Below are 26747 nucleotides of genomic sequence, written 5' to 3' on the forward strand. Positions count from 1 at the left end.
TGAAAAAAACTGCATTTCGACCAGGAGTTTAAGGGAATGGTGAAGCGTTACGCTCTGGCAGCCGTATTGGCGGGCTTGGTCTCGATCGGCTCTTTCCCGCTCGCTGCTCCGCAGAAAGCCTGGGCAGAAATATTTTATTGCCAGAGCACGCGCACACCCAACGGCAGCGAGCCCTACTGCAACTTTATGCTTTTCGACAAGGCCTTCACCCGCCACATGCAGGTAATCGTCGCCCAGGGCGCGCGGCGGGACGTGGCCGTGAACGGCCGCTACGACGTCTTCTGCGTCCTTGTACAAAACCACAGGAACGTGCCGGACAATTTCGCCTACCGGAAACAGCAGTGCAAGAAGTCGGACACGGGCCGAGAATACCAGGTGCCGATCCGCGCCATCAACCTGCGGCGCGGACGGGATGGCTTCAGTTCCAACAACGTGCAGTCCCTGTTGCCAAAGGAACGCTGGTAGCCCTTTCTCGCCTGCCGGACTGGCAAGAAAAAAGCCGGCACGACAAATGTCGTACCGGCCAGGTTTCCAGAGGAAAATCGTCTTGTCAGCAGGCGACGGAGGAAAGCGCCTGAGATCGTAGCGTCACGGACTGACCCGTACGGGCAGACTGCTGTGCCGCCAGCCCCATTTCCACAGCCCGCCATCCGTCTTCAAGCGTCACTTCAGGTGTCGACTTTTCACCGCGTACGACAGCCACGAAGCCTTCGTGCTGATAGAATGTCGAGCCATTGTGGTCGCCTGCATCGAGGATCATCGGGTCAACCGGAATATCGATCTGGCGCGGTCCCTTCGGGTACCTGGGCGACACGACAAGCTGGGGCACCGGCGGCTCGCCGAGGTGTTCTGGCCAGAAGCGTCCGGGACCCGGCACGAAGGCTTCGATCTTGCCTTCCGGGCCAACGGCCGACACTTCTTCCTGGTAGCGCGAGCCTTCGGCAAACATGCAAAGTTCCAGCATGGCCCGAGCACCGTTTTCGAAGTCGACGATCACATAGCCATTGTCGAGTATGTCCGGCTGCTCGCCATTGTAGACCTCGTCCTTGTGGTTGGCATCCTGGCCGGCCGACGCCATCACGCGGACTGGTTCGCATTGCATGATCAGCCGCATGAGATCGAAGAAATGGCAACACTTTTCAACGAATGTACCACCGGAGTAGCGGTTGAACCGGTTCCATGCGCCGACCTTGTCGAGGAAGGGAAAACGGTGTTCGCGGATGGTCAGCATCTTGATGCCGCCAGTGGCTGCTTCCGCCTGCTCGATCAACGCCGCGATCGGCGGCATGTAGCGGTACTCCATCGCTACCCACACGGGCGCCGGATAGGACGCCTTGAAAGCCTCCAGCTCGGCAACATCCTTGGGATCGGTGAAGAGAGGTTTTTCGACGAGAAGCGGCAACGGGCGCTTGCGGCGAATTTCTTCCATCTGCGGCACATGGCAGTGGTTCGGACTGGCAATCAGGATGCAGTCCAGTTCGTCCACTTCCAGCAGTTCCGAAACGGAATTGGCAAATCGCGCAAGAGGCGCAAATCTTGCGGCCGCTTCCGCCATTCCGGCGTCCGGCTCGAAGATCACCGTTACTTCGGTGTCCGGCAGGAGTGCGATGTTGCGCAGGTGCTCCTGCCCCATCATCCCACAGCCAATGACACCATATCTTACCTTTGCAGGCATTCAGTCCTCCATGCGCGGTGGCATTTCTCGTCCACCTATTTCAAGCGCTGCACGTAATGCGCCCGGTCCGTGTCGAACCAGGTTCGCGAATATTCGACCGGCTTGGGGCGATCCGCCCAGCTGAACCGTTCGACAAAGCCTGTGAGAGTGCCCGGCGTCTTCTGAAAGAGTTCCGGCGTCCAATCCGGCAGCGCACGGATGGTCACTCGGTCTTCTGCACGCACGATCCAGAACCCGAGGTGTTTCTGGTAAAAGCGGTAAAGCGAGTCCGACAGAAGCTCGCGCCGCACGAATCCCGCGTCGCCGTCGAGCCAGATTTCCTCCACCGCGATCATCACGTCGTTGAGAAACCTCAGCCGGCGGATACGGGTGCCTTCGGCGCTGGTACCGAAAAGCGGCAGATCGTCCGGCTTGTCCAGGCGCTTTACGTCCAGAATATCCGCGCGAGGCAGACCACCTCCTGTCAGGAGTTCCAGACGGAACATGGCGTAGACGCTCTCATGCGTACCGCCCTGCCGTATGTAGTTTCCCGACCCCTGGATCCGCTCGAGTAAGCCTTTTTGCGTAAGGTCGGCGAGTGCCTTGCGAAGGGTTCCGATGGAGATGCCAAGCTCCTCTGCCATGTCCCTTTCAGGCGGCAGCCGCTCCCCGTCGATCAGCCGCCCGGCCGCGATATCCCTGATCAAAAGCTCGCTTATCTGCACATATAACGGCAGCGCGGTAGAGGTTTGCGAGGCGGTTGGCATGGCGGTTCGAAGGTCTCGTTTTCAAAATTGATACACTATTGATTTACATCAAAACGGGTGATATGCAAGAAGAAATCGAAGGCAGAATGAAGCCATTCGAAAACAAACGAAAATAGCGAAACCTCAATCGCACCCATGTCGGCGCATGCGGGTTTCGGTATTCTACAAGATGGTCCAAGGGAGGCACTTCATGACCGTAGTCCCAGTCACGTCACCGGATCTTGATGCAGCGGAGGTATCCTGGTTCGCCGCATTGTGTTCCGACGACTATCAGTTTCTGGGCGTACCCGAAGGCCATCTGCGTTCCTCCTGGGAGCATTGCTCTTCGATCGTGAAAACAGCCGAGCAGCAGGGCTTCCGCAACATCCTGTGCCCGTCGTCCTATCAGGTGGGCCAGGACACCCTGTCCTTCGTCGCCGGCTGCGCGCCGATCACCGACAAGATCAACCTGCTGGCAGCGGTTCGCTGCGGCGAGATGCAGCCGATCATGCTGGCGCGGACCATTGCCACGCTGGATCACATGCTCGAGGGCCGGTTGACGGTCAACATCATCTCGTCCGACTTTCCTGGCGAGCAGGCCGACAGCAACTATCGCTACCAGCGTTCGCGGGAAGTGGTGGAGATCCTGAAGCAGGCCTGGACGCAGGACGAAATCAATTACGAAGGCCAGGTCTATAACTTCAAGGGCCTGACCACGGACCCCGCCCGGCCTTACCAGACCGGTGGCCCCCTGCTCTATTTCGGGGGTTATTCTCCGGATGCGCTGGACCTTTGCGGTCAGCATTGCGACGTCTACCTGATGTGGCCGGAAAAGATCGAGGAACTGGAAGGCCGCATGAAGGCGGTCAACGCAGTCGCCGAGAAATACAACCGTACACTCGACTATGGCCTGCGCGTGCACATGATCGTGCGCGACACGGAAAAGGAAGCGCAGGAATACGCGGACTATATCGTCTCCAAACTTGACGAGACCCAGGGAACCGCCATTCGCGAACGGGCACTGGATGCCAAGTCGCTGGGGGTGAGCCACCAGGCAAAGAACCGCGAGATCGCCGATGAATTCGGTTACATCGAACCGAACCTGTGGACGGGTGTTGGCCGGGCGCGGTCCGGTTGCGGGGCAGCGCTGGTCGGGTCAACCGATCAGGTGATGTCCAAGATCGAGGCCTATCAGAAGATGGGCATTCGTGCCTTCATCTTCTCCGGCTATCCGCACCTGGAAGAAGCCAGGCATTTCGGGTCCAGGGTCCTGCCGAATCTGAAGACATGTTCCCTGCCGCACGCCTATGGTCGTGTACCGGCTCAAACGCCGGCAACCCCACTTGGCCAAGGAGTGCGCCGCTAATGGACCGCGTGAAACTTTCTGAAACCCTGGACTTCTCCCGGCTGATCTATGGCATGTGGCGCATCGGCGACGACAGCGACACGTCCCCCGCTTACGTGGAACGCAAGATCCAGACCTGTCTCGACCAGGGCATCACAACCTTCGATCAGGCTGACATTTACGGCGGTTATGCCGCAGAGGCCGTGCTTGGCGGGGCGCTGAAGGCCAATCCGGCCCTGCGTGGTCAGATGGAAATCGTCACCAAATGCGACATTGTCGCGCCGATGGGACGGTACTCGGATGCCAGGGTGAAATACTACGACACGTCCCGATCTCACATCGAGAAGTCGGTCGAGTTCTCCCTCACGGAGATGGGCATCGAGACCATCGACCTGCTGCTGATCCATCGCCCGGACCCGCTGATGGATCATCACGAGACCGGCGCCGCGCTCGATGACCTGGTCAAGAGCGGCAAGGTGCGGAATGTCGGTGTCTCCAATTTCCGCCCGTGGGACTGGGAGCTGCTGCAGTCGGCGATGTCGAACCGGCTTATGACCAACCAGATCGAGATATCACTGAAGGAAATAGCGCCGTTCACCAATGGCGACCTCGCGTTCCACCAGCGCCTCGGCACCCGGTTGATGGCATGGTCTCCCCTCGGCGGCGGCTCGCTGATTTCCGAACGTGGCAAACTTGGCACCGTGATGGACGAAATCGCTGCAGAGGCCGGTGTAGACCGGTCCGCAGTCGCGGTCGCCTTCCTTCTGGCTCATCCGGCGCAACTTTTGCCGGTCATGGGCACGAACAATCTGGAGCGCATTGCCCAGATCTCCGACGCGCTGAAAGTCAGCCTGGATCGCGAAACCTGGTACCGTCTTTACGAAGCGGCGCTTGGAACAGAGGTGCCCTGATGACCATGCAGAATGCCAATCATACCGTGACCTTCGAACCGGACGCCGAAAACACCCGCCTCTTGCGGGATGCGTTCGGTCGATTTGCCACCGGTGTTACGGTGGTGACCACCGGCTCGGCCGACGGCCCCGTCGGCATTACAGCCAACAGCTTCTCATCCGTCTCCCTGGAACCGGCACTTGTCCTGTGGATGCCGGATAAGGGATCGCGAAGGTTCAGGTATTTCGAAACGGCCGAACATTACGCCATTCACGTGCTCAGCAACGAACAGGCTGAAGTCTGCAACGGTTTCGTGCGCAATGCCCATGCTTTCGATCAGCTCACCTATACGATCGACGACAACGGCGTGCCCCTGATCGAAAACTGTCTCGCCCGCTTCGAGTGCAAGCGCTTCACCGCCTATGAGGGCGGCGATCATCTGATCGTTCTTGGGCAGGTGTTGCAGGCCGAGATGCGTTCAGGCGAGGCCCTGACGTTTTATGCAGGCAAACTCGGACAAATCGCTCCAAAATAAGGGCGGAAAACGGGGCGGCGACCGGCCCGTTCTGGAGGAAAGTGAGGAGCCTTCTGTCTCAGGAGAACGCAGAAGACCGCTTCACCACTTTTTACATGATCAGCTTCACGGTTCTCATGTTCGCGCACATGACGGCCGGTTGATCCAGGGAGGAGCCCGAATGGGCATTTTGCTGGCGGTTCTTGCACCGCTCGACTTCGTCAATTCGCTGCTGTTGCGAATTGGCCGGGGCATCGGCATCGTTGCCGTCGCCCTGATGGTGATCGCGATCCTGGTTCAGGTCGTGTTCCGCTATGTCTTCAACAATGCCCTGCCCTGGCCGGACGAAGCAGCCCGTTTCTGCATGCTCTGGATGACAGGTCTTATGGCACCAACGGCGTTCCGCAGAGGCGGTTTCGTTGCCATCGACATGTTCACCCATTCCCTGCCTCGCCTGCTGGGAAGCGCCATATCCCTGCTCCTTCTGCTTATTTCACTTGTGGTGCTCGTCGTTGCCCTGAAGATCGGCTTTTCGGAAGTCACCGGTTTCGGAGGCCGTTTCGCAACCGCCTCGCTTTATGTTCCGGGCAACCTTTCCTTCAGCGAATGGATCCGCGTGCCGCGCAGCTGGATGATGGCTTCCATCCTCGTCGGCGTATTCCTGCTGACGCTCGTCAACATCGAGCTGATCCTGCGCAACATCATCGCCAGCTTCGGTGGCGCCGACCGCATGCCGGTCATTCCCGATCCCGACATGGCAGGAGCTGACTGATGCTGATCTGGTTCCTTCCCGTTTTCCTCGTCTTCCTGCTGATCGGACTGCCTGTCTTCTTCGGCCTTCTGGCGGCCCCTGGCCTGTTGCTCTGGCTGAACGGCCAGGAAAAAGACATCACGCTGCTTTACCGCAACGTCTACAACGGCATGGACAGTTTTCCTCTGATGGCGATTCCGTTTTTCATGCTCGCAGGCGAGCTGATGAACAAGGGCGGCATCACCATGCGGCTGGTCGAGTTCAGCCAGGCCCTGATGGGACATCTGCGCGGCGGCCTTGCTCATGTGAACATCCTGTCGTCGATGCTGTTTGCAGGCTTGTCCGGTTCCGCTGTTGCCGACACCTCCGCTCTTGGATCCATGCTGATCCCGGCAATGGAGAAGCAGGGTTACACAAGGCGTTTTGCTGCGGCAATCACCGCGGCGAGTTCCGTCATCGGGCCGATCATTCCGCCGTCGGGCATCATGATCATCTATGCCTATGTAATGGGCGAGAGCGTTGCTGCGCTGTTCCTGGCCGGTATCGTACCCGGCATCATGGTCGGCATCGGCCTGATGCTGATGGTCAAGGTCATGGCCAACAAGTACGACCTTCCCAAAGCACAGAGGATCGTCAACCCCGGCCAGACCATGGCACCGGTGGAATACTGGTTCTCCTTTGTCGTGCTGAGGGCAAACCTGGCTGCCCTGTTCACGGTGATCGCGGACCTTGTGATCAATCTGACCGGGTTCGCTTCCCTTTCAACGACGACTTCCTTCATCCTGTTCGCGGTCTTCCTGGCGGTTTCCCATGTACTCTTGTGGAAACTCAGAAGTGCTGTCTCGGAAGATTTTCGGGTCGTGTGCAAGAAAGCAGTTGCTCCGCTTCAGACGCCGATCATCATTCTCGGCGGCATTCTGCTGGGGGTCTTCACGCCGACGGAAGCGGCCGCGGTCGCAGTTGCCTACGCGCTGGTTATCGGCTTCTTCGTTCTGCACTCCATCAAGGTCTCCGAGATCCCGGGTGTCCTGAACAGGGCTGGTATAACCTCTGCAGTGGTGCTTCTCCTGGTCGGTGCGGCGATGGCCTTCAAGACCGTCGTCAGCCTAAGCCACGCTCCCGAAATCATGGCCGAGTTCGTTCTCACCCTGTCGGAGAACCCGCTGATCCTGCTGTTCCTGATCAACCTGCTGCTCTTCGTTGTCGGCATGTTCCTGGATGCAGGCCCTGCCATCATCATTCTCGGCCCCATTCTCGGACCGATCTTCGTCAACCTTGGCGTCGATCCGATCCATTTCGCCATCATCATGAGCGTCAACCTGACCATCGGCCTGGCTACGCCACCCATGGGACTGGTGCTCTTCGTTGCGGCTTCGGTTTCAAGGGAACGGGTTGAAACCATTGCCAAAGCCATCCTGCCGTTTCTGGCGGTGGAAATCGCGGTGATCTTCCTGATCACCTACATTCCGGCACTTTCGATGACGATCCCGCGTCTGACCGGATTTGCCAACTGATACTGAGCTTTCTAAGGGAGGAACCTAATGCTCAAAACTGCACTGAAAACGCTCACCGTCGCGGCGATGCTTGCCGGATCGTCGCTGAGCGCGCTTGCCGCGGACTACACGCTGCGCGCAACCGCCAATTCCAACGAAAACGACGAAGACTACGACGGTCTTGTCGTTTTCAAGAACTTCGTTGAGGCCGCTTCCAACGGTGCCATAGAGGTCGAACTGTTCATCGGCACGCAGCTTTGCTCCAACGGCGCTGAATGCCTTCAGGGCATTTCCGACGGTGCAATCGACATCTACATCTCCACCTCCGGCGGCGCGGCGGGCATCTTCCCGTATGTCCAGGTTCTCGACCTGCCCTACATGATGAGCGACGACCGGATTGCGGAGCATGTCCTGTCCGGCGAGTTCACCCGCACTATGCGCACGATGGCACTGGAAGATTCCGGTGACACCATCCGCCTGATGACCATTGGCAACACCGGTGGCTGGCGCAACTTCGCCAACACCAAGCATCGCGTCGCCAAGCCGGAAGACCTCAAGGGCCTGAAGATCCGCACCGTGGTGGCCGACCTGCCGCAGGAACTGGTCAAGGCACTTGGTGCTGCTCCGACGCCGATCCCGTGGCCGGAACTGTTCACCTCGCTGCAGACCGGCGTTGTCGAAGGTTCCAAGAACGGCATCACCGACATCATGGGCATGAAGTTCCCCGATGCCGGTCTTCAGTATGTCACCCTCGACGGGCATGCCTACATGGGCGCGCTGTGGTGGATGAACAACGAGAAGTTCCTGTCGATGCCGGAAGACCTTCGCCGCGTCGTGGTGGACGGTTTCTATGCCCTGCAGCAGGCAACCTTCGCCTCACCGAAGCGCAAGTCGATCAAGGCTTATGAGGACTTCGTTGCCGGTGGCGGCGATCTCTACGTCCCGACCCCGGAAGAAAAGGCAGCCTTCAAGGAAGCAGCCGCTCCGGTCTATGACTGGTTCAAAGGCAATGTCGGACGCGGCGGCGAGATCTTCGGCGCCCTGGAAGAAGCCGTGGCTGCGGCCGAAGCCGACATCAACGCCAATCGCTCTGCCGATCTGAACTGACGAAACACCGTGTCACGCCTTGCCACTGCAGGGCGTGACACATCCCAGCACATGCACCGGTCCGGAATCGTGCCTGCCGTAAACTGGACAGGGATCGGCACACGTCCCATGGTGAAGCCGTGGGAGACCCGGGAGAGCCAGAACTCAATGGTCCGGCCCGCCCAGCACTCGATCACGCGAGTTCTGCGCCGATCAGGAACGAACCACCGGCTTTCAATTGAACGGATACATCCAGACCTTGTAATCACCGACCAGGATATGCGCCTTCTCAATTTCGTCTTTGGTCATCTTCTTGACCACCTCTTCCAGAGAGATCGCGGCGTCGGGGTCCCCCCCGATGGCGGAGAGCGTGTACCACATGTAAGCCCTCACGAGATCCGGAGCCGGCATGCCCCGGCCCACCTCATAGTACCAGCCGACACCGGACTGGGCACCCGGATGCCCCTTCATCGCGCTTCTGAGATACCACTCGAACGCCCGCTGGTCGTCGCGCTCGACGCCCAGACCCATAGCGTACATTACACCGATCAGTTCTTCCGCATCCGCGTTGCCGGAACGTGCCGCCGGCCAAAGTTCCTTCATCGCCTCTTCGTAGCGATTGGCCTCCATCAGGTCGCGCGCGGCTTCGATTTCCGCCTGAGCAGAACTCGTGCACAACACAAGAGCAAAAAGAGCGGCGGTCAGCGTGGTTTTCATGTGTTGCGGTTGCTCCCTCTGGTCTTCGGCTTGTCGGCACCGGCGATTGCTTCCGAATTGCCACCGCCCTTGAAGGAAGACGATTTCATCGCCTTCGACAGAAAGCAGGCAGCCCTCGGCCAGTTGCTTTTTTACGACAAGATCCTCTCCGGCAACAGGAATATTGCTTGCGCCACATGCCACCACCCGACCCTTGGCACCGGGGACCGGTTGTCGCTCGGCATCGGCGAAGGTGGCGAAGGGTTGGGGCTCATGCGGATTGCCGGAACCGGTGACAGCCGCATTAAGAAACGGATTCCGCGAAACGCTCCAGGTCTCTGGAATTTGGGAGCAAAAGAGCTCCACGTCCTGTTTCATGACGGCCGCCTGTCGATTGCCGACACCTTCGAGAATGGCTTCAACTCTCCGGCGGAAGAATGGCTGCCCACGGGCTTCAATTCTCTGCTCGCCGCCCAGGCTGTCTTTCCGGTGACGGCCCAGTTCGAGATGGCGGGCAATCCGAAGGAAAACGAGATCGCCGGGGCCATCTACGATCGCATCGACAACGCCTGGCCGATCCTTGCCAAACGCGTCCGCATCATTCCGGAATATGGCCGCCTGTTTGTCGAGGCGTTCGATCATATCGACGCTCCGGAAGCGGTCACGATCGTTGAAATCGCAAATGCGCTGGCAGCTTTCCAGGCAATTGAATGGCAGAGCTTCGACAGCCCGTTCGACGCGTATCTCACCGGCGACGAAAGCGCTCTGGATCCGGCCCAGAAGCGGGGTCTCGAACTCTTCTACGGCAAGGCCGGGTGCTCCTCCTGTCATTCGGGCAAACTGCTCAGCGATCAGAAGTTCCACGCCCTGGGCCTGCCCCCCTTTGGTCCGGGCCGCACCCGCAGCTTCGATCCGATGGTGCGCGATGTCGGCGTGATGGGAGAAACCGACCGCCTGGAAGATGCCTACCGGTTCCGGACCCCGATGCTGCGCAATGTCGAGCTGACCGCCCCTTACGGGCACAATGGCGCCTACCCCACGCTGGAGGGGATCATCCGGCATCATCTCGACCCCGATGGAATGCTGAAAGCCTGGACAACGGACACCGCAGCCCTTCCACAAGCACCCTGGCTGCAGGCGATCGATTTTGTGGTCTGGAATGACGCTCGTGAGATGGCGCGTCAGGCCCGATTCAGGGATATTGAACCTCTCCCCCTTTCGGATGCGGAGATTGCCGATCTGGAGGCTTTCCTGAAAAGCCTGACCGGCACGCAGTCCGTCACGGCTCCGCCCTTCGGCATCCCTGCCACTGTCCCGAGCGGCCTTCCCGTCGACCGGTAAACATCAACAAGGACAAAGAACGTTTCATGGTTGCTCCATTGAAAGACCGGGCTAACCGGCTGTTCCCGGGTATTGCGATTGCCGGGCTTGTCGCCATCGCCGCGCAATTCCTCAACGAGCACTACGGGGCACCGGCCATGTTGATGGCCATCCTGCTTGGCATGCCGCTGAACTTCCTTTCGGAGGAACAGCGCACGGGCGAAGGCATTGCCTTTGCAGCCCGCACGCTGCTTCGTGTCGGCGTTGCCCTGCTCGGTGTCCGCATCAGTGTGGAAATGGTGCAGCAGCTGGGTCTGCCGTTTCTGCTTCTGGTGATCCTCGGCGTCCTGGTTACCATCGGTTTTTCCCTCTTGATCGGCGGGCTGTTCGGACGAGACAGGTTGTTTTCGTTTCTGACCGGTGGCGCGGTCGCCATTTGCGGAGCCTCCGCGGCCATGGCCATCGGCTCCATCCTGCCGAAACGCGAACATGCCGAACGCGATCTCGCCTTTACGGTGATTACCGTGACCGTCCTGTCCACACTGGCGATGATCTTCTACCCGATCCTCACCTCCTCCCTCGGCCTTTCCATGGACGCGACCGGTGTCTTCCTTGGCGGCACGATCCACGATGTTGCCCAGGTTGTCGGGGCCGGCTTCTCGATCTCCGAGGAAACCGGAGACCTTTCGACGCTGGTGAAACTGATCCGCGTCACCATGCTGGCGCCCATCGTTCTGGTCGCGGCGCTCATCCTGCGCAAGAGTTCGGAGCCGGGCAGCGCCCGTCCTCCGATCATGCCGGCGTTTGTTGTCGCCTTCCTGGTGCTTGCCGCACTCAATTCCTTCGGCCTTATTCCGGACGTTGCCAAGGAGGCGGCCGGACACGTTTCCCGCTGGGCGTTGCTGGCCGCAATTGCGGCAGTGGGCATGAAAACCTCGATCCCGAAACTGCTGGAAGTCGGCGGCCCGGCCATCTGGATGCTGGTCACGCAGACAGCGTTTCTGGCGCTCTTCGTTCTGGGCGGCATCTGGCTGATCGGCTGACCTTTCAATCGGCCTTGCCGCACCCCATATAACGAAGCAGAACCCCGGTCTTTTCAAAGGCCGGGGCTTTTCTTGTGCGGGCGAGTATGGAATATAGCTCGCACCTCTTTAGGCGGAACGGCAGATGCGCCGCAACAGGCCGGACCGGACTTGTTTCCGCCCAAACATTTCGAAAGCGTTTGGATGAAAAGCTACATCACCACCCCGATCTACTACGTCAACGGTTCTCCGCATATCGGTCACGCCTTCACCTCCGTGATGGCCGATATCCTGAAACGCAACCGACAGGCGCTGGGGTATGACATGATGCTGTCCACCGGCGTGGACGAGCACGGACAGAAGAACCAGGAAGCAGCGGAAAAAGAGGGAATGTCGGTTGAAGACTACCTCAACATGCGCTGTGCAGAATTCCGCGATGTCTTCGACCGTCTGGACGTGGCTTACGACTATTTCGTGCGCACCAGCCGCGAGGGCCACAAGACGGCCGTCGCTGGAATGGAGCAGTCGATCTTTGACAAGGATCTGATCGTCAAGAAGAACTACACCGGCACCTACTGCAAGGGCTGCGAGGAGTTCAAGAAGGAATCCGATCTGACCGAAGAGGGCCAGTGCCCGCTGCACCCGACAATGAAGGTGGAGCAGACGGAGGAAACCAACTACTTCCTGAAGATGGAACCGTTCCGCGAGCGCCTTCTGCAGCACATCGCCGAAAATCCGGACTTCGTGCAGCCTGAAGCGTTCAAGAACGAACTGAAGCAGATGCTGTCCGAACCGCTGGAAGATCTCTGTATCTCCCGGCCGAAGGCCCGTGTAACCCTGGGCATCGAACTGCCTTTCGACACCGACTTCGTCACCTACGTCTGGTTCGATGCGCTGGCGAACTACCTCACCAACATCAACTGGCCGGAAGCAGGCTACGAGAGCTGGTGGGCGGAATGCGAGCACCTGATCGGCAAGGATATCCTCAAGCCGCATGGCGTTTACTGGCCGATCATGCTGATGGCCGCCGGACTGCCGTTGCCGAAGAAACTGTCCGTTCACAGCCACTGGGTTGGTGCGGGCGGCGTCAAGATGTCGAAGTCCATCGGCAACGTTGTTGATCCGATCGAGGTCATCGAGAAGCTGGGCGTCGACGCCTTGCGCTGGTACCTCGCCCGGCACATGCGTGCGGACAGCGACAGCCAGATTTCGGTCGACTTCATCACCCAGTCCTACAACACGGAACTGGGTAACAAGATCGGCAACCTGCTGTCGCGGGCGGCCAAGTTCTCCAAGGCCCGTTTTGACGGCAAACTGCCGGCACCGGGTCCGCTGTCAGCCGAAGACGAAGCGATCCGCAAGTCCGTGCTTGAAGCCACCAAAGGCATGGGCGAATGGGTCAACCTTGCTGAAATCCCGGCTCGCATGCAGTCGATCATCACCGTCGCCGACGAGATGAACAACTACTTCGCCGAGCAGGCTCCCTGGGATCTCATCAAGAACGAGGAGACCCGCGAGCGTTGCCAGACGGTGATCTACGTGACACTGGACTGCCTGCGCGTCGTGATGGAAGCGCTGACACAGGTCATCCCTGCATCTGCCGGGAAGGCTCTTGCCATGCTGAACGCACCGGCTGTCGCCTGCCCGTGGAAGCCGGAACTTGACCGGCTGGAAGGCAATAGCGAACTCGGCGAAATCGAGACGCTTTTTCCGCGGGTTCAGTAAGCCCGTCACGGCTTGATCAAAAAAATGAAGCGCCCCGAGCCGGGGCGCTTCAGATAACCAATCGCGCGGAAAGCGATTTGCAGCCACAAAGTGTACGGCGAACGAGCAGAGGCTCTAGAGCAGACCGGCGATTTCCATGGCTTTGTCGATCTCGCGACGGGTTGCCTCAGTCACCGGTGTCAGCGGCAAGCGGACATCTTCGTGGCAAAGCCCCAGTCTGGACAGGCCGTATTTGGCGCAGGCTGCGGGTGGCTCGAGGAACATCGCGGAGTGGAGCGGCAACAGGCGGTCCTGATACTCCCGGGCAAGTTCGAGGTTTTCTGCAAGTGATGCGCTCTGGAACTCGGCACAAAGGCCTGGAGCCACGTTGGCGGTCACTGAAATGCACCCCTGCCCGCCATGGGCGTTGAAACCCAGTGCGGCGGCGTCCTCTGCACTGAACTGCATGAAAGCCTTGCCGCAAAGTGCCCTTTGCTTGCTGACCCGCTCCATGCTGCCGGTGGCATCCTTCACGCCGATAATCCGCGGCCAGCGTGCCATCTCGGCCATGGTTTCCGGCAATATGTCGATCACACACCGGCCCGGAATATTGTAGAGGATGATCGGGATCGCGCTGTTGTCGTGGAGAACCTGGTAGTGGCTGAGCAGGCCTGCCTGGTTGGGCTTGTTGTAATAGGGCGTCACGACCAGCGCCGCATCTGCGCCAACGGCTTCAGCGTGCTGAAGCATGTCGAGGGATTGTGCCGTTGCGTTGGAGCCAGTGCCGGCAACAACCGGAATGCGGCCGGCCACGAGATCGACGACCCGCTTGATGACGTCCTTATGCTCGATCTTGGAGACAGTCGGGCTTTCGCCCGTTGTCCCGACAGCAACCAGCCCGTCGCTGCCCTGGGCAATGTGCCACTCAACGAGGCGTTCCAGCGCTTCGATGTCAACGCTTCCGTCCCTGAACGGTGTGACAAGGGCGGGAATGGATCCCTTGAGTTCGAGCATGTGGCGTCCTCCCGGATCCGCGCTGTCTGAAAGCGCGGTCCCATGTCCATCGATAGTCATTCCAGATCGATGTGCCACCAAAAACCCGTCACTGGCAACCTGCCCCGTCCCTCATGAACATCTTACTGCATCGTGATCCGCGATCAGGCAGCCAAAAACTCCAGGCGATCATCAAGCCGCGCAGGTGTTATTTCCAGAATTTCGGCCGTCACGACACCTTCAGTAACGAAAGGGTCTTCGGCAACAAATCCTTCAAGTTTTTCCAGGCTAGCGCCGTGCGCAATAATCCCGCCACCACGGTTCGGCTGCAGGCTGCCGACCATCAGGAAATATCCTTGCTCGAACCCGCGTTGGATCCAGGCCTTGTGGCCTTCCATGAGTTCGCCTGCCCGGGATTTGTCAGCAAAGGTGAGTGTCACGACAAACATGTCATTCTCCATGTAGGTTTTTACGAAAGGCAAAGGCGAGTTACTGGATCTTGTTCTGCTGTGTCCCGGCAATGACGCCGTCCAGCCAGCTCAGGATTTTCGAGACTTCACGCTCGACATAGGCCTTGTCCTTGAATGCCTGGGCAAGTGTCGCGACGCCCTGGCTCCAGCCAAGGACATGCATCGCATTGTCCCGCGAATTCTCACCGCAGCCGATTTCGCGAAACTGTGTTTCAAGCCAGTCGCCGAACAGGGCCATGATCTCGTTGGCCTTGCCCCGTGAAGGATGATCGATCTTTGCCAGCTCCGTCGTCAGCGTACCGACGGGACAGCCGTAAGCCATGATCTTCGTCTGATTGACGATGACAATCCGGATAAAACATTCAATCCGTTTCCGTGCTTCATCCGCCGTCTCGTCCCATTTGGCGAGCAGCTCTCTTCGATCCGACAAACGCTTGTCGATCACGGCATCGAGGATCTCGTCCTTGGTCTTGAAATGATAATAGAAGTTGCCGCGCGAGATTTTCACCGCTGCGGCAATGTCCGCGAAGGACGTCTGCGTAAAACCTTGGGCATAGAAAAGGCTGTCCGCCGCATCCACGATCTGACGCCGTGTCTCGCCTGCCGCAACCATATCCATCTCCCTTCGTATTTCCGCATAATTCATTAGGACAAGTGACCTATTGACGAATTAGGACGGTCGTCCGAATAAGTCAAGTGAAGTTCATCAGGAAAACACGGAGGCCGCCCGAGACAGGCAGTGCGGCGCTGCTGCGAAGGGCCATTTCAAGCTGACGCGAAACGATTTTCGCTTCCCTCACATCAATGTGAACTCTGGTTGCAGCAACTCCTGACACACCCTGTCAGTAGCTGTTTTTTAGGATGGGTTTCGACGGTCACACCTGATCTGCGGGAAGGCAAAACGCAAAACTTCCATCACTCTCAACGACTTGGTGACTTTCCGCACCCGATCCAACCGATTGAAGATCAATCTCAACATTGTTCTTTTTTATCAATAATACGCAACCAAGTGCCTTGATCGCGCATTTGTGCACAGGACCGGTGCAATTTCCGACATTGGAATGCCCCGTTCGGTGCCTACCTAGAAGTCGCTTGGTGGCAGACACAGGTCCGGCTGGAGGCACAGCAGCCGGTTCCCGCGTGGAGGGATTTAAATGACATTGCTGGATGAGCGGACGCATGAAGCGCCTCTTTCCGCCGTTGCCGACCTGTTCGATCGGGTCAGGGCACAGACACTTGCTCTCGCCGCCCCCCTCAGTCCGGAGGATATGGGGTTGCAATCCATGGAGGATGCCAGCCCGCCCAAGTGGCACATGGCACACACCACTTGGTTCTTCGAAGAATTCATCCTGAAGCCTTCGCTGCCTGGCTATCAGCCACGCGATGATCGTTTCGCCGTGCTCTTCAATTCGTACTACGTACAAGCCGGCCCGAGGCATACCCGGTCGAGACGGGGCCTGCTTTCGCGGCCCAGCGCCACCGACGTGCTTGACTACCGCTCACACGTCGAAGACGCCCTGCGTGAAGGAGTTGCCCGAAACGCCTTTTCGCTCGAACAGGACAAGCTTGAAGAGCTGATTACCCTCGGCTGTCATCATGAGATGCAGCATCAGGAACTGCTGGTCACCGATCTCCTCCATGCGTTTTCCTTCAATCCGCTGCTGCCCGCCTATATCGAGCCAAAACCGGCACCGGTCAGCGCGGTTGAAACCGCCGAATGGGTTTCCTACGACGGTGGTCTTCTCGAAATCGGCCACGACGGGACCGGCTTTGCTTATGACTGCGAAGGGCCACGTCACAAGGTCTGGCTGGAGCCCTATCGTCTTTCGGATCGTCCCGTAACAAACGGCGAGTGGATCGCCTTCATGGAAGATGGTGGTTACTCAGCCCAAACGCTCTGGCTGATGGAAGGCTGGGCCGTGCGAGAGAAGAACGGTTGGGACAGCCCCCTCTACTGGTGGCAGCAGGACGGTCAATGGTGGACCTATACCTTGCAGGGTCCAAGACCGGTTGATCTTGCGGCACCGGTTGTCCACGTCAGTTACTACGAAGCGGAAGCCTTTGCCCGCTGGGCAGGTCGCCGGTTGCCGACGGAAGCAGAGTGGGAAGCCGCTGCAGAGCCGACCCCGATCGAAGGCAATTTCCTGGAAAGCGGAGCCTTTCAGCCTGTTGGCCGCAGGCCCGGTCTTTGGGGCGATGTCTGGCAATGGACCAGCAGCGCTTTCAGCCCCTATCCGGGCTTCAGACCACCCGAGGGGGCCATTGGCGAATACAATGGCAAGTTCATGGTCAACCAGATGGTGCTGCGCGGCGGGTCCTGCGCGACCCCGAAGGAACAGTTGCGGTCGTCGTACCGCACCTTCTTCTATCCACACCAACGCTGGCAGATGCTCGGCCTGAGGCTGGCGGGAGATCAATGATGACCAAGCATGTTTCTCCCGAGAACCAAACGGACGAGAACCAGTCGGATATGTTTCGCGACGACATTCTCTCCGGTCTCCTCAAGGACCAGAAGGCGATCAGCAGCAAATGGCTCTACGACGATGTCGGGTCACATCTGTTCGAAGCGATCACCGAACTGGATGCCTATTACCCCACCAGAACGGAGATCTCGATCCTCGCCCAGAATGCCAGGAAATATCGCCGTCTACCGGGCGCACGCGGAGCGATGGTCGAACTGGGCAGCGGGTCCAGCCGCAAGACAGACCTGTTGCTGAATGCCTTTCCAGACCTGTCCGTCTACATGCCGATCGACATTTCAGCCAATCATCTGAAAGCTGCTGCCGAACGGGTGCGCCGCGCATACCCGTCATTGGCGGTAATCCCGGTTGCTGCCGATTTCACACAGCCCTTCGGACAACTGCCGTTGCTGCCCGAGTTGCCAGTGCTGATCTTCTTTCCCGGTTCCACGATCGGCAACTTCGAGAAAACCGAGGCAGCGGCACTCCTGTCGAACATTCGCTCAGCCATGCCGGAGGCCAGCCTAGTTATCGGTGTGGACCGGCCAAAGGATGCAAAAGTCCTGCAGGAAGCCTATGACGATCCAGCCGGGATTACAGCAGCCTTCAACCAGAACCTTTTGCAGCGGATCAACAGGGAACTGGATGGCGATTTCGACCTCGCCGCCTTCGCACACAAAGCCATCTGGAACGACGGCGAAAGCCGTATCGAGATGCATCTGGAAAGCCTGGTTCGGCAGCAGGTCTCCATCGCCGGGGAAACCGTCGCATTCGCAAAGGGCGAGACAATCCACACGGAAAACTCACACAAATACAACGAGGAAGCGTTCGAAGGCATCGCCCGCGAGGGTGGATGGCAGATCACGGACGTCGACAGCGACGAGAACAAATGGTTCTCGGTCTATACGTTGCAGGCTGCCTAAAGCCCTTCGACTTGGGTCACCTAACAGATGCGGGTGAGGCAGAGTTTCAAGGCCTCACCCGCCACTTACTCAAAGGTTCAGCCTGAAGCTTATTCGATCTGTGCGATGAATCCGGCCAGCACCCTGTTGAACCGGTCGGGATACTCCCAGAACATCATATGGCCACCAAAGGCCTGCACCGAGCTGTTGGGCGTATGGACGGCAAGGTAGGCCTTGGCACTGTCGGACCAGTGATCGGCGATCACGAAGGCCGACGGCAGCTTCGCGTCGACCTCCTTGGCCGTCTCCAGGTAATTGCTGAAATTTCCGGCTGCCAGATAAGCCGCGGCCACGAATGGTGGCGACTTGGTCGACTGGTCAACAATCCAGCGGGACAGTTCCGGCGTGTAGTCCTGTTCGATCATGACCTCGTCGGCATACCAGTTGATGACGTTGCGTTGGCCTTCAGCTGACTGAATGCCGCTGTAAAGTTCCGCAATTTCCGCGACACTTCCCTCAGCCCAGTCGCCGTCGTTACCGGTTAGCGGTGTCGGCGAAAGATCGATGCACATATGGGCGGACGCAGCATCCACAGACCTTGTCTTGATGAATTCCCAAGTGGTCAGGCAACCGAATGACCACCCCACCAGCACCGGCTTTTCGACCTTGAGATGATCAAGCAACTTTGCAAGGTCAGCCCCCTGGGTAACGTAGTTATTGCCTTCCAGTGTCAGCGTCGAGCGGCCGTGGCTTCGAGGATCGAAGGTGATGACCCGGTGGTCTTTCGCAAAGGCCTCGATCTGATGTTCGAAAACCTGTGTGGTGAAGGTCCAACCGGGAACAAACACGATCGGAAGTCCCGATCCGTGATCCTCGTAATAGAGATCGACCCCGGGCTCGACTTCAAAGAAGTCACCGGCAATTGCCGGAGCTGCCATTGCAAGTGCCAACAGCACCGACCGGGCACATGTGGCCAAAGTTCTCGATGTGTAGTCAGTCATGTCTCTCTCCCCTTATGGTCACAGGAAAAGTGCAATGCCCCCAAGGGATTATATCATTAACAAAACCTTAACGTGTAAAAAATTTCAAAAATCTATTTATACGTGTATTTTTACCAGTGACGTTTTGAGCAGGTTCCGAGAACCGTCATCGCCGCGTCAAACCACTTGGACAGGGACATTTTACTGCCTTGCGAGTGCGGGCAGGACGGGCAAAACCGTAGGGATTTCCGGTAGAAAGGGAGGGATCGTTTTCAACGCGAAACATTTGTTTCACAAATTGACAATGTAAAAAACAAATGGAACAGTAACCGGATGGAAACCATTTCGCCGCCCCATCTTCGCACAGCAATTTCGGCCAATTATGCCGACCTGAGCGATGCATTGCGTACGGCAGCGGATTACATTGCGGAAAACCAGGTGGAAATCGCCACCCGCAGCCTGAGGTCGGTCGCATCGGCCAGTGGCGTTTCGCCGGCGAGCTACACCCGACTTGCAAGGGCACTGGGTTTTTCAGATTACGAAGCGTTGCGCGAACAGGCCCGGAACGAGTTGAGCCACCGTGGGCGGGACACGTTTCAGGACAAGGCCAGGAAGCTGCGCTCGGATGCCGACCTGCCTTTGCTGCCACGGCAGGTCTCCGCTTGCATCGACAACATCAAGGCACTGGTGGACGACATTGACCCGGCCGTTCTGGATGCTGCCGTCGACCGGCTCAGCCAGTCCCGCAAGATCATCCTGATAGGAGCCCTCGCCTCAGCAGGTTTTACCGACTATTTCGCCTATCTGGCCAAGTGGTTCGATGACAGGTGGGTCGTTGCCGGGCGCAATGGTGCCACTCTGGGCAGCACACTTGCCGGCATTACATCGGCCGACACGGTCATCGTCCTGTCCAAGCACCCTTATGCCCACCGTTCGGTACGCGCGGCAAAAGTGGCGGCAGGAAATGGTGCACAGGTGATCGTCCTGACCGACAGCCACGCCTTTCCAGGGTTGCAATTCGCGAATTACCACTTCATACAACGCACTGAAAGTCCACACTTTTTTTCGTCTTACGCAGCCACGCTTGTGCTTATCGAAACCATTACAGGCATGCTGGTTGCGCGGGCCGGAGCCGAGGCGGAAGCCCGGATCCAGGAGGTCGACAGACACAATCGTCTGCTCGACGAATTTGAAAACGTCTAGCGTGGATCGCCATGCCGGACACAAGAATTCAAACAAAGGGAAGCCAAGTCAAATGATGATGAAACTGAACCTTGCGGGCGCCGTCATGGCGACCAGCATCGCATTCACCGGCGCAGCCTCTGCAGAGCAATTCATCACCATCGGCACTGGTGGTGTGACTGGCGTTTACTATCCGACCGGCGGAGCCATTTGCCGGCTCGTCAACAAGGGCCGCAAGGACCATGGCATTCGTTGCTCCGTGGAATCTACCGGCGGGTCCGTCTACAACATCAACACGGTGCGTGAAGGCGAACTGGAGTTTGGTGTTGCGCAGTCCGATTGGCAGTATCACGCTTACAACGGCACCTCGCAGTTCGAGGAAAAAGGCCCGTTCGAAGACCTGCGAGCCGTTTTCTCCGTGCACCCCGAGCCGTTCACCGTCGTTGCCCGCGCCGATAGCGGCGTCACGTCCTTCGAGGACCTGAAAGGCAAGCGGGTCAACATCGGCAACCCGGGTTCCGGTCAGCGCGGCACCATGGAAGTTCTGATGGAAGCAATGGGCTGGTCCACGGATGACTTCGCGCAGGCGACCGAGCTGAAGGCTGCAGAACAGTCTGCCGCCCTCTGCGACAACCAGATCGATGCCATGGTTTACACGGTCGGCCACCCGTCCGGTTCCATTCAGGAAGCAACCACGGCGTGCGATTCCAAACTCGTGAACGTTGACGGCCCGGTTGTCGGAAAGCTGATCGAAGACAACAGCTACTACCGCAAGGCCACTATCCCGGGCGGCATGTATCGCGGCAATGACGAAGACGTCACCACCTTCGGTGTCGGCGCGACCTTCATCACGTCCGCCAAGGTAGACGATGAAGTCGTCTACACGCTGGTCAAGTCAGTGTTCGAGAACTTCGATGCCTTCAAGAAGCTGCATCCTGCCTTTGCCAACCTGAAGCCGGAAGAAATGGTGAAGGACGGCCTGTCCGCACCGCTTCATCCGGGTGCTGCGAAGTACTACCAGGAACAGGGCTGGATCAACTAATCCTTGCCAACATTTCGGGTCCGGACCATGTCCGGGCCCGTTTCTCTGCTGCGGCCCATTGAACGACACTTTGGCCAAGGCATTTATTGAATGAATTAACAGATGCCACGGGCTGCGTGGCTGTCGGGTGCCAGCCGAGCGCAATGCCGACGTTGCGCTTCAGCCGGAAGACCGGGGGAACTTCATGTCTGAACAGAACCAGCCGAACGGACGGGACCAACGACAGGGACTATCCGAAGAAGAACTTCAGGAACTCGTCGCCTCCTCCGATTCCGGGTCCAGGAACCCTGCCGGATCCGTCGGGATGATGATCGCCACCGTGGCCCTGATCTGGTCCTGCTTCCAGGTTCTGCTCGCCTCCCCCATCGTCTACTACGTCCTGCCGTCGGACATCATCAACAACAGCCGACAGGTGCATCTGGCGTTTGCGATGTTCCTGGCATTCATGGCCTACCCCGCACTGTCGAGCAGTCCGAGACACCGCGTGCCGATCCAGGACTGGGCCCTGGCGTTTTTCGGCGCCTTCATTTCGCTTTACGGCTTCTTCTTCTACGACAAGATCGTTGCCAACGGCGGTCTGGCCGACGACACCGACAAGTGGTTCGCCCTTGCCGGTATCGTGGTCCTGTTTGAAGCCGCGCGCCGGGCACTCGGCCCGGCCATGGCCATCGTCGCAACCGTATTCCTGCTCTACGTCTTCTTCGGCTCCTCAGAATGGGTCCCGGAGGTCATCCGCTGGAAGGGCGCTTCGCTGCAAAAGGCGATGAGCCACATGTGGATCACGTCGGAGGGTGTCTTCGGTATCGCGCTCGGTGTCTCCACCAAGTTCGTCTTCCTGTTCGTGCTCTTTGGCGCCTTGCTGGACAAGGCGGGCGCGGGCAACTACTTCATCAAGATGGCCTTCGGCGCGCTCGGTCACCTGAAAGGTGGCCCGGCCAAGGCAGCCGTTGTCGGCTCTGCAGCCACCGGCCTCATCTCCGGCTCGTCCATCGCAAACGTCGTTACCACGGGCACATTCACCATTCCGCTGATGAAGCGCGTCGGCTTTACCTCTGAACAAGCGGGATCGGTCGAGGTCGCATCATCCGTGAACGGCCAGATCATGCCGCCGGTGATGGGCGCCGCCGCCTTTCTGATGGTCGAATATGTCGGCATTTCCTATGTCGACGTGATCACTCACGCCTTTCTGCCGGCCGTGATTTCCTACATCGCGCTGGTCTATATCGTGCACCTTGAAGCCGTTAAGCGGAACATGCCAACCATCGGGCACAAGACCGTTTCAACCCTGCGCACGATCATCGGAATGTTCGTGTTTTTCGCGGCCTTTGCCGCTCTTTGCTATGGGGTGCAATACCCGGTCGGCTGGATTGTCGCCCTGGTACCGGAAGGCGCGTCGTGGATCCTCGCGCTACTGGTTTTCCTTGCCTATATCGCTCTGTTGAAACTGGCTGCCAGCGTCGATGACCTTCATCCGGACGACCCCAATGCCAAGGAGATCACGCTTCCGGATATTTCCCAGATCTACAAGGCTGGTCTCTACTACCTGCTCCCGATCGTCGTGCTCGTCTACTTCCTGATGATCGAGCAGAAGTCACCGGGCCTTTCAGCCTTCTGGGCAACGGCTCTGCTCTTCGCGATCCTTTTGACCCAGCGTCCGATCAAAGCGATTTTCCGGGGCGAGAACGAGACGGTCGAAGCCTTCAAGGAGGGCGTCAACGACCTCGTCCACGGCATGATCGACGGTGCCCGCAACATGATCGGCATCGGCCTTGCGACTGCGACAGCCGGCATCATCGTCGGCACAGTCACCCTGACCGGCATCGGCCAGGTGATGGCAGATCTCGTCGAGTTCGTATCCGGTGGCAATCTGGTGCTGATGCTGGTCTTCGTTGGCGTCCTGTCGCTGATACTTGGCATGGGTTTGCCAACAACGGCCAACTACATCGTGGTGTCTTCACTGATGGCCGGGGTCGTGGTCGAACTTGGCGCGCAATCCGGACTGATAGTTCCGCTCATCGCCGTGCACCTGTTCGTCTTCTATTTCGGCATCATGGCGGACGTAACGCCACCCGTGGGTCTAGCCTCCTTTGCCGCGGCGGCGGTGTCAGGAGGCGATGCCATAAAGACCGGGTTCACGGCATTCTTCTATTCTCTGCGGACGGTCGCCCTGCCCTTCGTCTTCATCTTCAACACCGATCTTCTCCTGATCGACGTCACGGTGACCCAGGGCATACTCGTCTTCATCATGGCGACGATTGCCATCCTTGTGTTTACCGCAGGCACCATGGGCTATTTCCTGACCAAGAACAGGATCTATGAAAGCGTCGCGCTTGTGCTGATCGCCTTCGTGCTGTTCCGTCCGGATTTCTTCATGAACCGGATCCAGCCTCCGTTCGAGATCGTCTCGCCGGACCGTTTCGTCCAGGCAGTTGGCGATGCACCTGCAGGCAGCGAGATCCGTCTGGTGCTGAGTGGTCCGGACTTCGACACCGGCAACACGATGGAAACGCGCATTGCGATCACGCCCGGAAGCGAAGACGGGGGCGAAGCCAGATTGCAGGCGCTTGGCCTGACGACCCTCGAAGAAGACGGTGTTCTGAAGCTGGAGGAACCCTTCCCGGGGACGCCCTACTTCGAACAGCTGGGAACGTTCGACTTCTACGGCGACGAACCCGTGGTCGTTAAAGAAGCTCGCCTCGAGGCGGATCAGTTGCCGAAGGAGCTGATCTATATTCCGGGGCTTCTGCTTCTGGCCCTTGTCTTCATGCTCCAGCGCGCCCGCGCAGGCCGGACCAACCGTGAAGAAGGAGTAGCGGCATGACGAAATCCATCTTGTGCGCCGTTGACGTCCAGCAGGTCGACGACACCAAGGTTCTGGAAACGGCCGACAAGCTCGCCCGTCTGGACGGTGCCCAACTCGATGTAATCACGGTCGTCCCGAGCGCCGGCATCAATCTTGTCGCTTCCTATTTCGACGAGAACTTCCAGGGTCAGATGGTGGCGGAAACCCAGAAAAAGCTGGTCGAGAAGGTCTCAAGCGTCCTCGGGGCGGAAAGAAACAGCGAAATCCGGCATCTGGTCGCCACCGGCTCCATTTACGAGGAAATCCTGGAAGTCGCGAAAAAGACCGGGGCAGACCTCATTGTCATTGGCGCCCACCAGCCGCATCTGAGCGAATTCCTGCTCGGACCAAACGCAGCTCGGGTCGTCCGTCACTCGAAATGTTCGGTCTATGTGGTGAGGAACTGACGCCTCAGCCGGCTTCCAGCAGCGCGGATTTCAGTCGCTCGGCCTCCGTGCCGAGCGGCCGCATGTTTGGCCAGGCGATGTAATAGCCCATTCCCGTCTTGAGCGTAGCGCCGTCCAGCGGCACGAGCCTTCCTGAAGAAATCTCTTCCCGCAACAATGGCAAGGCGCCAAGCGCAATGCCGAGCCCCTTCAAGGCCCGCCCTATAGACTGGTTATAGCTTGCACATGACTGAACAGGCCAATCTTTCAGATCCAATCTCCCTGTCCGCTGGATCCAGCCAGTCCAGTCGATCCAGTTCGGAGCAAGACGCGGGTAGTTGAGAAGCGCCGGCTGTTTACCGCCACCTCCTGACCGCAGGGCGTCAATAATTTCCGGCATGCCGACAGGTGTCAGGACCTCCGGAAACAATAATTCCGACTGCCAGCCCGGAAATCGGCCGTCCCCGTGCAGGATGACAAGGTCGTGCTCTGGTTTGAGCAGGTCTCCCAGATCGTCTGCTGTTGCCAGATTGAACAGGCAGGCTTCGTCTGACAGTGCAAATTCCTTGAGCTTAGGCTGGAGCCAGAAGGCAGCAAGTGCCGTCACAGACGCAATCCGCACGACGGGCCTCTCCGGCACTTTCAGCGCACTCAGCGCCTGCGTCAGATAATCCAGCGTCATGCCGGTCTTCTCGGCAAGATATGTTCCTGCTTCCGTTAGCTGAAGCCTGCGGCCGGACCGCTCGAACAGGTCGACGCCCAGCCAGTCTTCCAGCTGCCGGATGCGTTTGGAAACGGCTGCCTGGGTCACGAAGAGTTCTTCGGCAGCCTCTGTAAAGTTCAGATGACGCATGGCGGCTTCAAAGAAGACCAATGTGTCGAGCGGCGGGAGTGATTTTCGATAGGCTTGCATTACTGGAGGTTATCCAATGACCCGATTTTTTCCAGTCTTTTAAAAAATCGAAGCTCGCCCGATATTCCATCCAGTTGAACTGGAGACGATGACAAATGGCGGAACTGGACTGGCACGCGGAGCGCAGCGACCTTCAGGGACTGGCGCAGCTTGACCGCGCACCCGAGGTGGAAGGGATCGATCTGGTGGCCGTGCGCACATACCGGCAGCAGCGTGTGCGGCAGAAGATGGCCGAATATGGTGTTGATGCGGTAATTCTCTCCGACCCGGTCAACATCCGCTATGCGACCGGCACGCGGAACATGCAGGTTTTTTCCATGCGCAATGCCCCGTCGCGCTACCTGCTGCTGACCCAGAACCGCTCCATTCTTTTCGAGTTCACCGGCTGTCTTCATCTTAGTGAGGGCTATGAAACCGTCGATGAGGTCCGCCCCTCCAAAACCGCGAGCTTTGTCGCTGCCGGTCCTCATATTGCAGAGCGCGAACGCGCCTGGGCGGCGGAGATGGCCGATACCATTCGTGAGCTGACAGGCTTGAAGGACGCCACGGTGGGGCTGGAACGGCTTAATGCGGGAACAGCCATCGCGCTGAAAGAAGCCGGGCTCAACGTGGTCGACGCGCAACAACCCGTGGAGATGGCGCGCGCGATCAAATCGCCGGAAGAAATGAAATGCGTGATTGCTTCGTTGCGCGCAACGGAAGTAGGCGTCGGCAAGCTGCGTGAAGCAATTCGCCCGGGGCTTACCGAAGCCGAACTCTGGTCAGTGCTGCACAAGTCGATCATCGCGCAGAACGGCGACTATGTTGAAACGAGGCTGCTGAATGCTGGCGCGCGCACCAATCCATGGTTCCAGGAAACATCTGACAACGTCATCGGCGCGAACGAGCTGATAGCCCTCGATACGGATGTTGTCGGCTGCCACGGTTATTATGCCGACTTTTCTCGCACCTTCCACTCCGGCCCGGACCGGCCGACGGACATCCAGCGCGAACTTTACAAGGTCGCCTACGAACAGGTTCACTACAACATGGGCATTCTGAAGCCCGGAATGAGCTTCCGGGAATATGCCGACCGGGCGTGGAACATCCCCGACCGCTACTATGCCAACCGTTACTATCTGTCTGCCCATGGCTGCGGCATGACCGGCGAATACCCCTACCTCTATCACCATGGCGACTTTCCGGACGCCGGTTATGACGGTGTCGTGGAACCGGGCATGACACTGTGTGTCGAAAGCTACATTGGCGAGGATGGTGCCAAGGAAGGCGTCAAGCTGGAGCAGCAGGTCCTGATCACCGAAACCGGCATCGAGACCCTGTCCAGGTTTCCGTTCGAGGCACATCTGCTGACCTGAT

Annotated in this window: 25 protein-coding genes; 17 read left to right on the plus strand and 8 right to left on the minus strand. The window is 58.6% G+C overall.

All coding sequences use genetic code 11. The features are described 5' to 3' along the window. The first annotated feature begins 36 nt into the window (after positions 1 to 36). On the plus strand, positions 37 to 465 hold the full coding sequence (locus HEP89_RS25795; protein WP_023000203.1) for a hypothetical protein: 429 nt from the start codon (positions 37 to 39) through the stop codon (positions 463 to 465). An 85-nt stretch (positions 466 to 550) separates the two neighbouring features. Here the strand turns inward: HEP89_RS25795 and HEP89_RS25800 are convergent, their stop codons facing one another. Both HEP89_RS25800 and HEP89_RS25805 read right to left on the minus strand, forming a co-directional pair. Then, the gene (locus HEP89_RS25800; protein ID WP_077290293.1) at positions 551 to 1675 is read right to left on the minus strand and encodes a Gfo/Idh/MocA family oxidoreductase; all 1125 of its coding nucleotides are present in this window, start codon (positions 1673 to 1675) and stop codon (positions 551 to 553) included. Between the two features lie 35 nt (positions 1676 to 1710). Next, positions 1711 to 2421 (minus strand): GntR family transcriptional regulator, encoded by a 711-nt coding sequence (locus HEP89_RS25805; protein ID WP_055659191.1) that lies wholly within the window; start codon positions 2419 to 2421, stop codon positions 1711 to 1713. Between the two features lie 190 nt (positions 2422 to 2611). Between HEP89_RS25805 and HEP89_RS25810 the strand changes: the two genes are divergently transcribed. From HEP89_RS25810 to dctP, 6 genes are all read left to right on the plus strand, one after another. Continuing rightward, positions 2612 to 3766: an LLM class flavin-dependent oxidoreductase gene (locus HEP89_RS25810; protein ID WP_077293109.1), complete on the plus strand. Its 1155-nt coding sequence runs from the start codon at positions 2612 to 2614 to the stop codon at positions 3764 to 3766. Beyond that, on the plus strand, positions 3766 to 4656 hold the full coding sequence (locus HEP89_RS25815) for an aldo/keto reductase (protein WP_077290294.1): 891 nt from the start codon (positions 3766 to 3768) through the stop codon (positions 4654 to 4656). Before HEP89_RS25810 ends, HEP89_RS25815 begins: the two co-directional genes overlap by 1 nt. After that, positions 4656 to 5171 carry a flavin reductase family protein gene (locus HEP89_RS25820; protein WP_062489207.1) on the plus strand — a complete coding sequence of 172 codons (516 nt, stop codon included), beginning with the start codon at positions 4656 to 4658 and terminating at the stop codon, positions 5169 to 5171. The genes HEP89_RS25815 and HEP89_RS25820 overlap by 1 nt, the downstream gene beginning before the upstream one ends. A 160-nt stretch (positions 5172 to 5331) precedes the next feature. Continuing rightward, positions 5332 to 5922: a TRAP transporter small permease gene (locus HEP89_RS25825; RefSeq protein ID WP_023000211.1), complete on the plus strand. Its 591-nt coding sequence runs from the start codon at positions 5332 to 5334 to the stop codon at positions 5920 to 5922. After that, positions 5922 to 7415, plus strand: coding sequence for a TRAP transporter large permease (locus HEP89_RS25830; protein ID WP_055659183.1), 1494 nt, complete (start codon positions 5922 to 5924; stop codon positions 7413 to 7415). The genes HEP89_RS25825 and HEP89_RS25830 overlap by 1 nt, the downstream gene beginning before the upstream one ends. A 27-nt stretch (positions 7416 to 7442) precedes the next feature. Further along, entirely contained in the window at positions 7443 to 8501 is a 1059-nt protein-coding gene (gene dctP / locus HEP89_RS25835) for a TRAP transporter substrate-binding protein DctP (protein ID WP_055659181.1), read from the plus strand. Positions 8502 to 8714: 213 nt separating this feature from the next. On the opposite strand, the gene HEP89_RS25840 is transcribed toward dctP, so the two are convergent. Then, positions 8715 to 9197 (minus strand): tetratricopeptide repeat protein, encoded by a 483-nt coding sequence (locus tag HEP89_RS25840; protein WP_023000214.1) that lies wholly within the window; start codon positions 9195 to 9197, stop codon positions 8715 to 8717. Here HEP89_RS25840 and HEP89_RS25845 point away from each other — a divergent pair, their 5' ends adjacent. From HEP89_RS25845 to HEP89_RS25855, 3 genes are all read left to right on the plus strand, one after another. Next, on the plus strand, positions 9198 to 10517 hold the full coding sequence (locus HEP89_RS25845) for a cytochrome c peroxidase (protein WP_209014825.1): 1320 nt from the start codon (positions 9198 to 9200) through the stop codon (positions 10515 to 10517). Between the two features lie 26 nt (positions 10518 to 10543). After that, on the plus strand, positions 10544 to 11539 hold the full coding sequence (locus HEP89_RS25850) for a YeiH family protein (RefSeq protein WP_023000216.1): 996 nt from the start codon (positions 10544 to 10546) through the stop codon (positions 11537 to 11539). Between the two features lie 183 nt (positions 11540 to 11722). Beyond that, positions 11723 to 13243, plus strand: coding sequence for a class I tRNA ligase family protein (locus tag HEP89_RS25855; protein WP_168693354.1), 1521 nt, complete (start codon positions 11723 to 11725; stop codon positions 13241 to 13243). A gap of 114 nt (positions 13244 to 13357) precedes the next feature. On the opposite strand, the gene dapA is transcribed toward HEP89_RS25855, so the two are convergent. From dapA to HEP89_RS25870, 3 genes are all read right to left on the minus strand, one after another. Next, on the minus strand, positions 13358 to 14236 hold the full coding sequence (gene dapA, locus HEP89_RS25860; RefSeq protein ID WP_168693355.1) for a 4-hydroxy-tetrahydrodipicolinate synthase: 879 nt from the start codon (positions 14234 to 14236) through the stop codon (positions 13358 to 13360). Positions 14237 to 14379: 143 nt separating this feature from the next. Further along, positions 14380 to 14664, minus strand: a complete 285-nt coding sequence (locus HEP89_RS25865; RefSeq protein WP_168693356.1) for a YciI family protein — start codon at positions 14662 to 14664, stop codon at positions 14380 to 14382. Between the two features lie 40 nt (positions 14665 to 14704). Beyond that, positions 14705 to 15298 (minus strand): TetR/AcrR family transcriptional regulator, encoded by a 594-nt coding sequence (locus HEP89_RS25870; protein ID WP_168693357.1) that lies wholly within the window; start codon positions 15296 to 15298, stop codon positions 14705 to 14707. Between the two features lie 541 nt (positions 15299 to 15839). Here HEP89_RS25870 and egtB point away from each other — a divergent pair. After that, positions 15840 to 17105, plus strand: a complete 1266-nt coding sequence (egtB, locus tag HEP89_RS25875) for an ergothioneine biosynthesis protein EgtB (RefSeq protein ID WP_156912329.1) — start codon at positions 15840 to 15842, stop codon at positions 17103 to 17105. After that, positions 17105 to 18067 (plus strand): L-histidine N(alpha)-methyltransferase, encoded by a 963-nt coding sequence (egtD, locus tag HEP89_RS25880; RefSeq protein ID WP_168693358.1) that lies wholly within the window; start codon positions 17105 to 17107, stop codon positions 18065 to 18067. Before egtB ends, egtD begins: the two co-directional genes overlap by 1 nt. A gap of 89 nt (positions 18068 to 18156) precedes the next feature. Here the strand turns inward: egtD and HEP89_RS25885 are convergent, their stop codons facing one another. Then, positions 18157 to 19047 (minus strand): alpha/beta hydrolase, encoded by an 891-nt coding sequence (locus HEP89_RS25885; protein ID WP_168693359.1) that lies wholly within the window; start codon positions 19045 to 19047, stop codon positions 18157 to 18159. 312 nt (positions 19048 to 19359) lie between these two features. On the opposite strand from HEP89_RS25885, the gene HEP89_RS25890 reads away from it, so the two are divergent. The 4 genes from HEP89_RS25890 to HEP89_RS25905 all read left to right on the plus strand — a co-directional run bounded on the left by HEP89_RS25890 (position 19360) and on the right by HEP89_RS25905 (position 24499). Beyond that, on the plus strand, positions 19360 to 20229 hold the full coding sequence (locus HEP89_RS25890; protein WP_055659167.1) for a MurR/RpiR family transcriptional regulator: 870 nt from the start codon (positions 19360 to 19362) through the stop codon (positions 20227 to 20229). 52 nt (positions 20230 to 20281) lie between these two features. Continuing rightward, the gene (locus HEP89_RS25895; protein ID WP_023000225.1) at positions 20282 to 21250 is read left to right on the plus strand and encodes a TAXI family TRAP transporter solute-binding subunit; all 969 of its coding nucleotides are present in this window, start codon (positions 20282 to 20284) and stop codon (positions 21248 to 21250) included. A 184-nt stretch (positions 21251 to 21434) separates the two neighbouring features. Further along, a complete protein-coding gene (locus tag HEP89_RS25900; protein ID WP_077290301.1) occupies positions 21435 to 24071 on the plus strand; it encodes a TRAP transporter permease in 2637 nt (878 codons plus the stop codon). Continuing rightward, positions 24068 to 24499, plus strand: coding sequence for a universal stress protein (locus tag HEP89_RS25905; RefSeq protein ID WP_023000227.1), 432 nt, complete (start codon positions 24068 to 24070; stop codon positions 24497 to 24499). The genes HEP89_RS25900 and HEP89_RS25905 overlap by 4 nt, the downstream gene beginning before the upstream one ends. 4 nt (positions 24500 to 24503) lie before the next feature. Here the strand turns inward: HEP89_RS25905 and HEP89_RS25910 are convergent, their stop codons facing one another. Continuing rightward, positions 24504 to 25391: a LysR family transcriptional regulator gene (locus HEP89_RS25910; RefSeq protein WP_077290302.1), complete on the minus strand. Its 888-nt coding sequence runs from the start codon at positions 25389 to 25391 to the stop codon at positions 24504 to 24506. A 95-nt stretch (positions 25392 to 25486) separates the two neighbouring features. On the opposite strand from HEP89_RS25910, the gene HEP89_RS25915 reads away from it, so the two are divergent. Further along, entirely contained in the window at positions 25487 to 26746 is a 1260-nt protein-coding gene (locus HEP89_RS25915; RefSeq protein ID WP_168693360.1) for a Xaa-Pro peptidase family protein, read from the plus strand. Position 26747: the final 1 nt, after the last annotated feature.

Origin of the sequence: Labrenzia sp. 5N (assembly GCF_012395805.1) — a bacterium.
Classification (GTDB): Bacteria; Pseudomonadota; Alphaproteobacteria; order Rhizobiales; family Stappiaceae; genus Roseibium; species Roseibium algicola.

Coding starts and splice junctions, on each gene's coding strand:
- HEP89_RS25795 (WP_023000203.1), top strand. CDS start 37: ATGGTGAAGCGTTACGCTCTGGCAGCCGTATTGGCGGGCTTGGTCTCG.
- HEP89_RS25800 (WP_077290293.1), bottom strand. CDS start 1,675: ATGCCTGCAAAGGTAAGATATGGTGTCATTGGCTGTGGGATGATGGGG.
- HEP89_RS25805 (WP_055659191.1), bottom strand. CDS start 2,421: ATGCCAACCGCCTCGCAAACCTCTACCGCGCTGCCGTTATATGTGCAG.
- HEP89_RS25810 (WP_077293109.1), top strand. CDS start 2,612: ATGACCGTAGTCCCAGTCACGTCACCGGATCTTGATGCAGCGGAGGTA.
- HEP89_RS25815 (WP_077290294.1), top strand. CDS start 3,766: ATGGACCGCGTGAAACTTTCTGAAACCCTGGACTTCTCCCGGCTGATC.
- HEP89_RS25820 (WP_062489207.1), top strand. CDS start 4,656: ATGACCATGCAGAATGCCAATCATACCGTGACCTTCGAACCGGACGCC.
- HEP89_RS25825 (WP_023000211.1), top strand. CDS start 5,332: ATGGGCATTTTGCTGGCGGTTCTTGCACCGCTCGACTTCGTCAATTCG.
- HEP89_RS25830 (WP_055659183.1), top strand. CDS start 5,922: ATGCTGATCTGGTTCCTTCCCGTTTTCCTCGTCTTCCTGCTGATCGGA.
- dctP (WP_055659181.1), top strand. CDS start 7,443: ATGCTCAAAACTGCACTGAAAACGCTCACCGTCGCGGCGATGCTTGCC.
- HEP89_RS25840 (WP_023000214.1), bottom strand. CDS start 9,197: ATGAAAACCACGCTGACCGCCGCTCTTTTTGCTCTTGTGTTGTGCACG.
- HEP89_RS25850 (WP_023000216.1), top strand. CDS start 10,544: ATGGTTGCTCCATTGAAAGACCGGGCTAACCGGCTGTTCCCGGGTATT.
- HEP89_RS25855 (WP_168693354.1), top strand. CDS start 11,723: ATGAAAAGCTACATCACCACCCCGATCTACTACGTCAACGGTTCTCCG.
- dapA (WP_168693355.1), bottom strand. CDS start 14,236: ATGCTCGAACTCAAGGGATCCATTCCCGCCCTTGTCACACCGTTCAGG.
- HEP89_RS25865 (WP_168693356.1), bottom strand. CDS start 14,664: ATGTTTGTCGTGACACTCACCTTTGCTGACAAATCCCGGGCAGGCGAA.
- HEP89_RS25870 (WP_168693357.1), bottom strand. CDS start 15,298: ATGGTTGCGGCAGGCGAGACACGGCGTCAGATCGTGGATGCGGCGGAC.
- egtB (WP_156912329.1), top strand. CDS start 15,840: ATGACATTGCTGGATGAGCGGACGCATGAAGCGCCTCTTTCCGCCGTT.
- egtD (WP_168693358.1), top strand. CDS start 17,105: ATGACCAAGCATGTTTCTCCCGAGAACCAAACGGACGAGAACCAGTCG.
- HEP89_RS25885 (WP_168693359.1), bottom strand. CDS start 19,047: ATGACTGACTACACATCGAGAACTTTGGCCACATGTGCCCGGTCGGTG.
- HEP89_RS25890 (WP_055659167.1), top strand. CDS start 19,360: ATGGAAACCATTTCGCCGCCCCATCTTCGCACAGCAATTTCGGCCAAT.
- HEP89_RS25895 (WP_023000225.1), top strand. CDS start 20,282: ATGATGATGAAACTGAACCTTGCGGGCGCCGTCATGGCGACCAGCATC.
- HEP89_RS25900 (WP_077290301.1), top strand. CDS start 21,435: ATGTCTGAACAGAACCAGCCGAACGGACGGGACCAACGACAGGGACTA.
- HEP89_RS25905 (WP_023000227.1), top strand. CDS start 24,068: ATGACGAAATCCATCTTGTGCGCCGTTGACGTCCAGCAGGTCGACGAC.
- HEP89_RS25910 (WP_077290302.1), bottom strand. CDS start 25,391: ATGCAAGCCTATCGAAAATCACTCCCGCCGCTCGACACATTGGTCTTC.
- HEP89_RS25915 (WP_168693360.1), top strand. CDS start 25,487: ATGGCGGAACTGGACTGGCACGCGGAGCGCAGCGACCTTCAGGGACTG.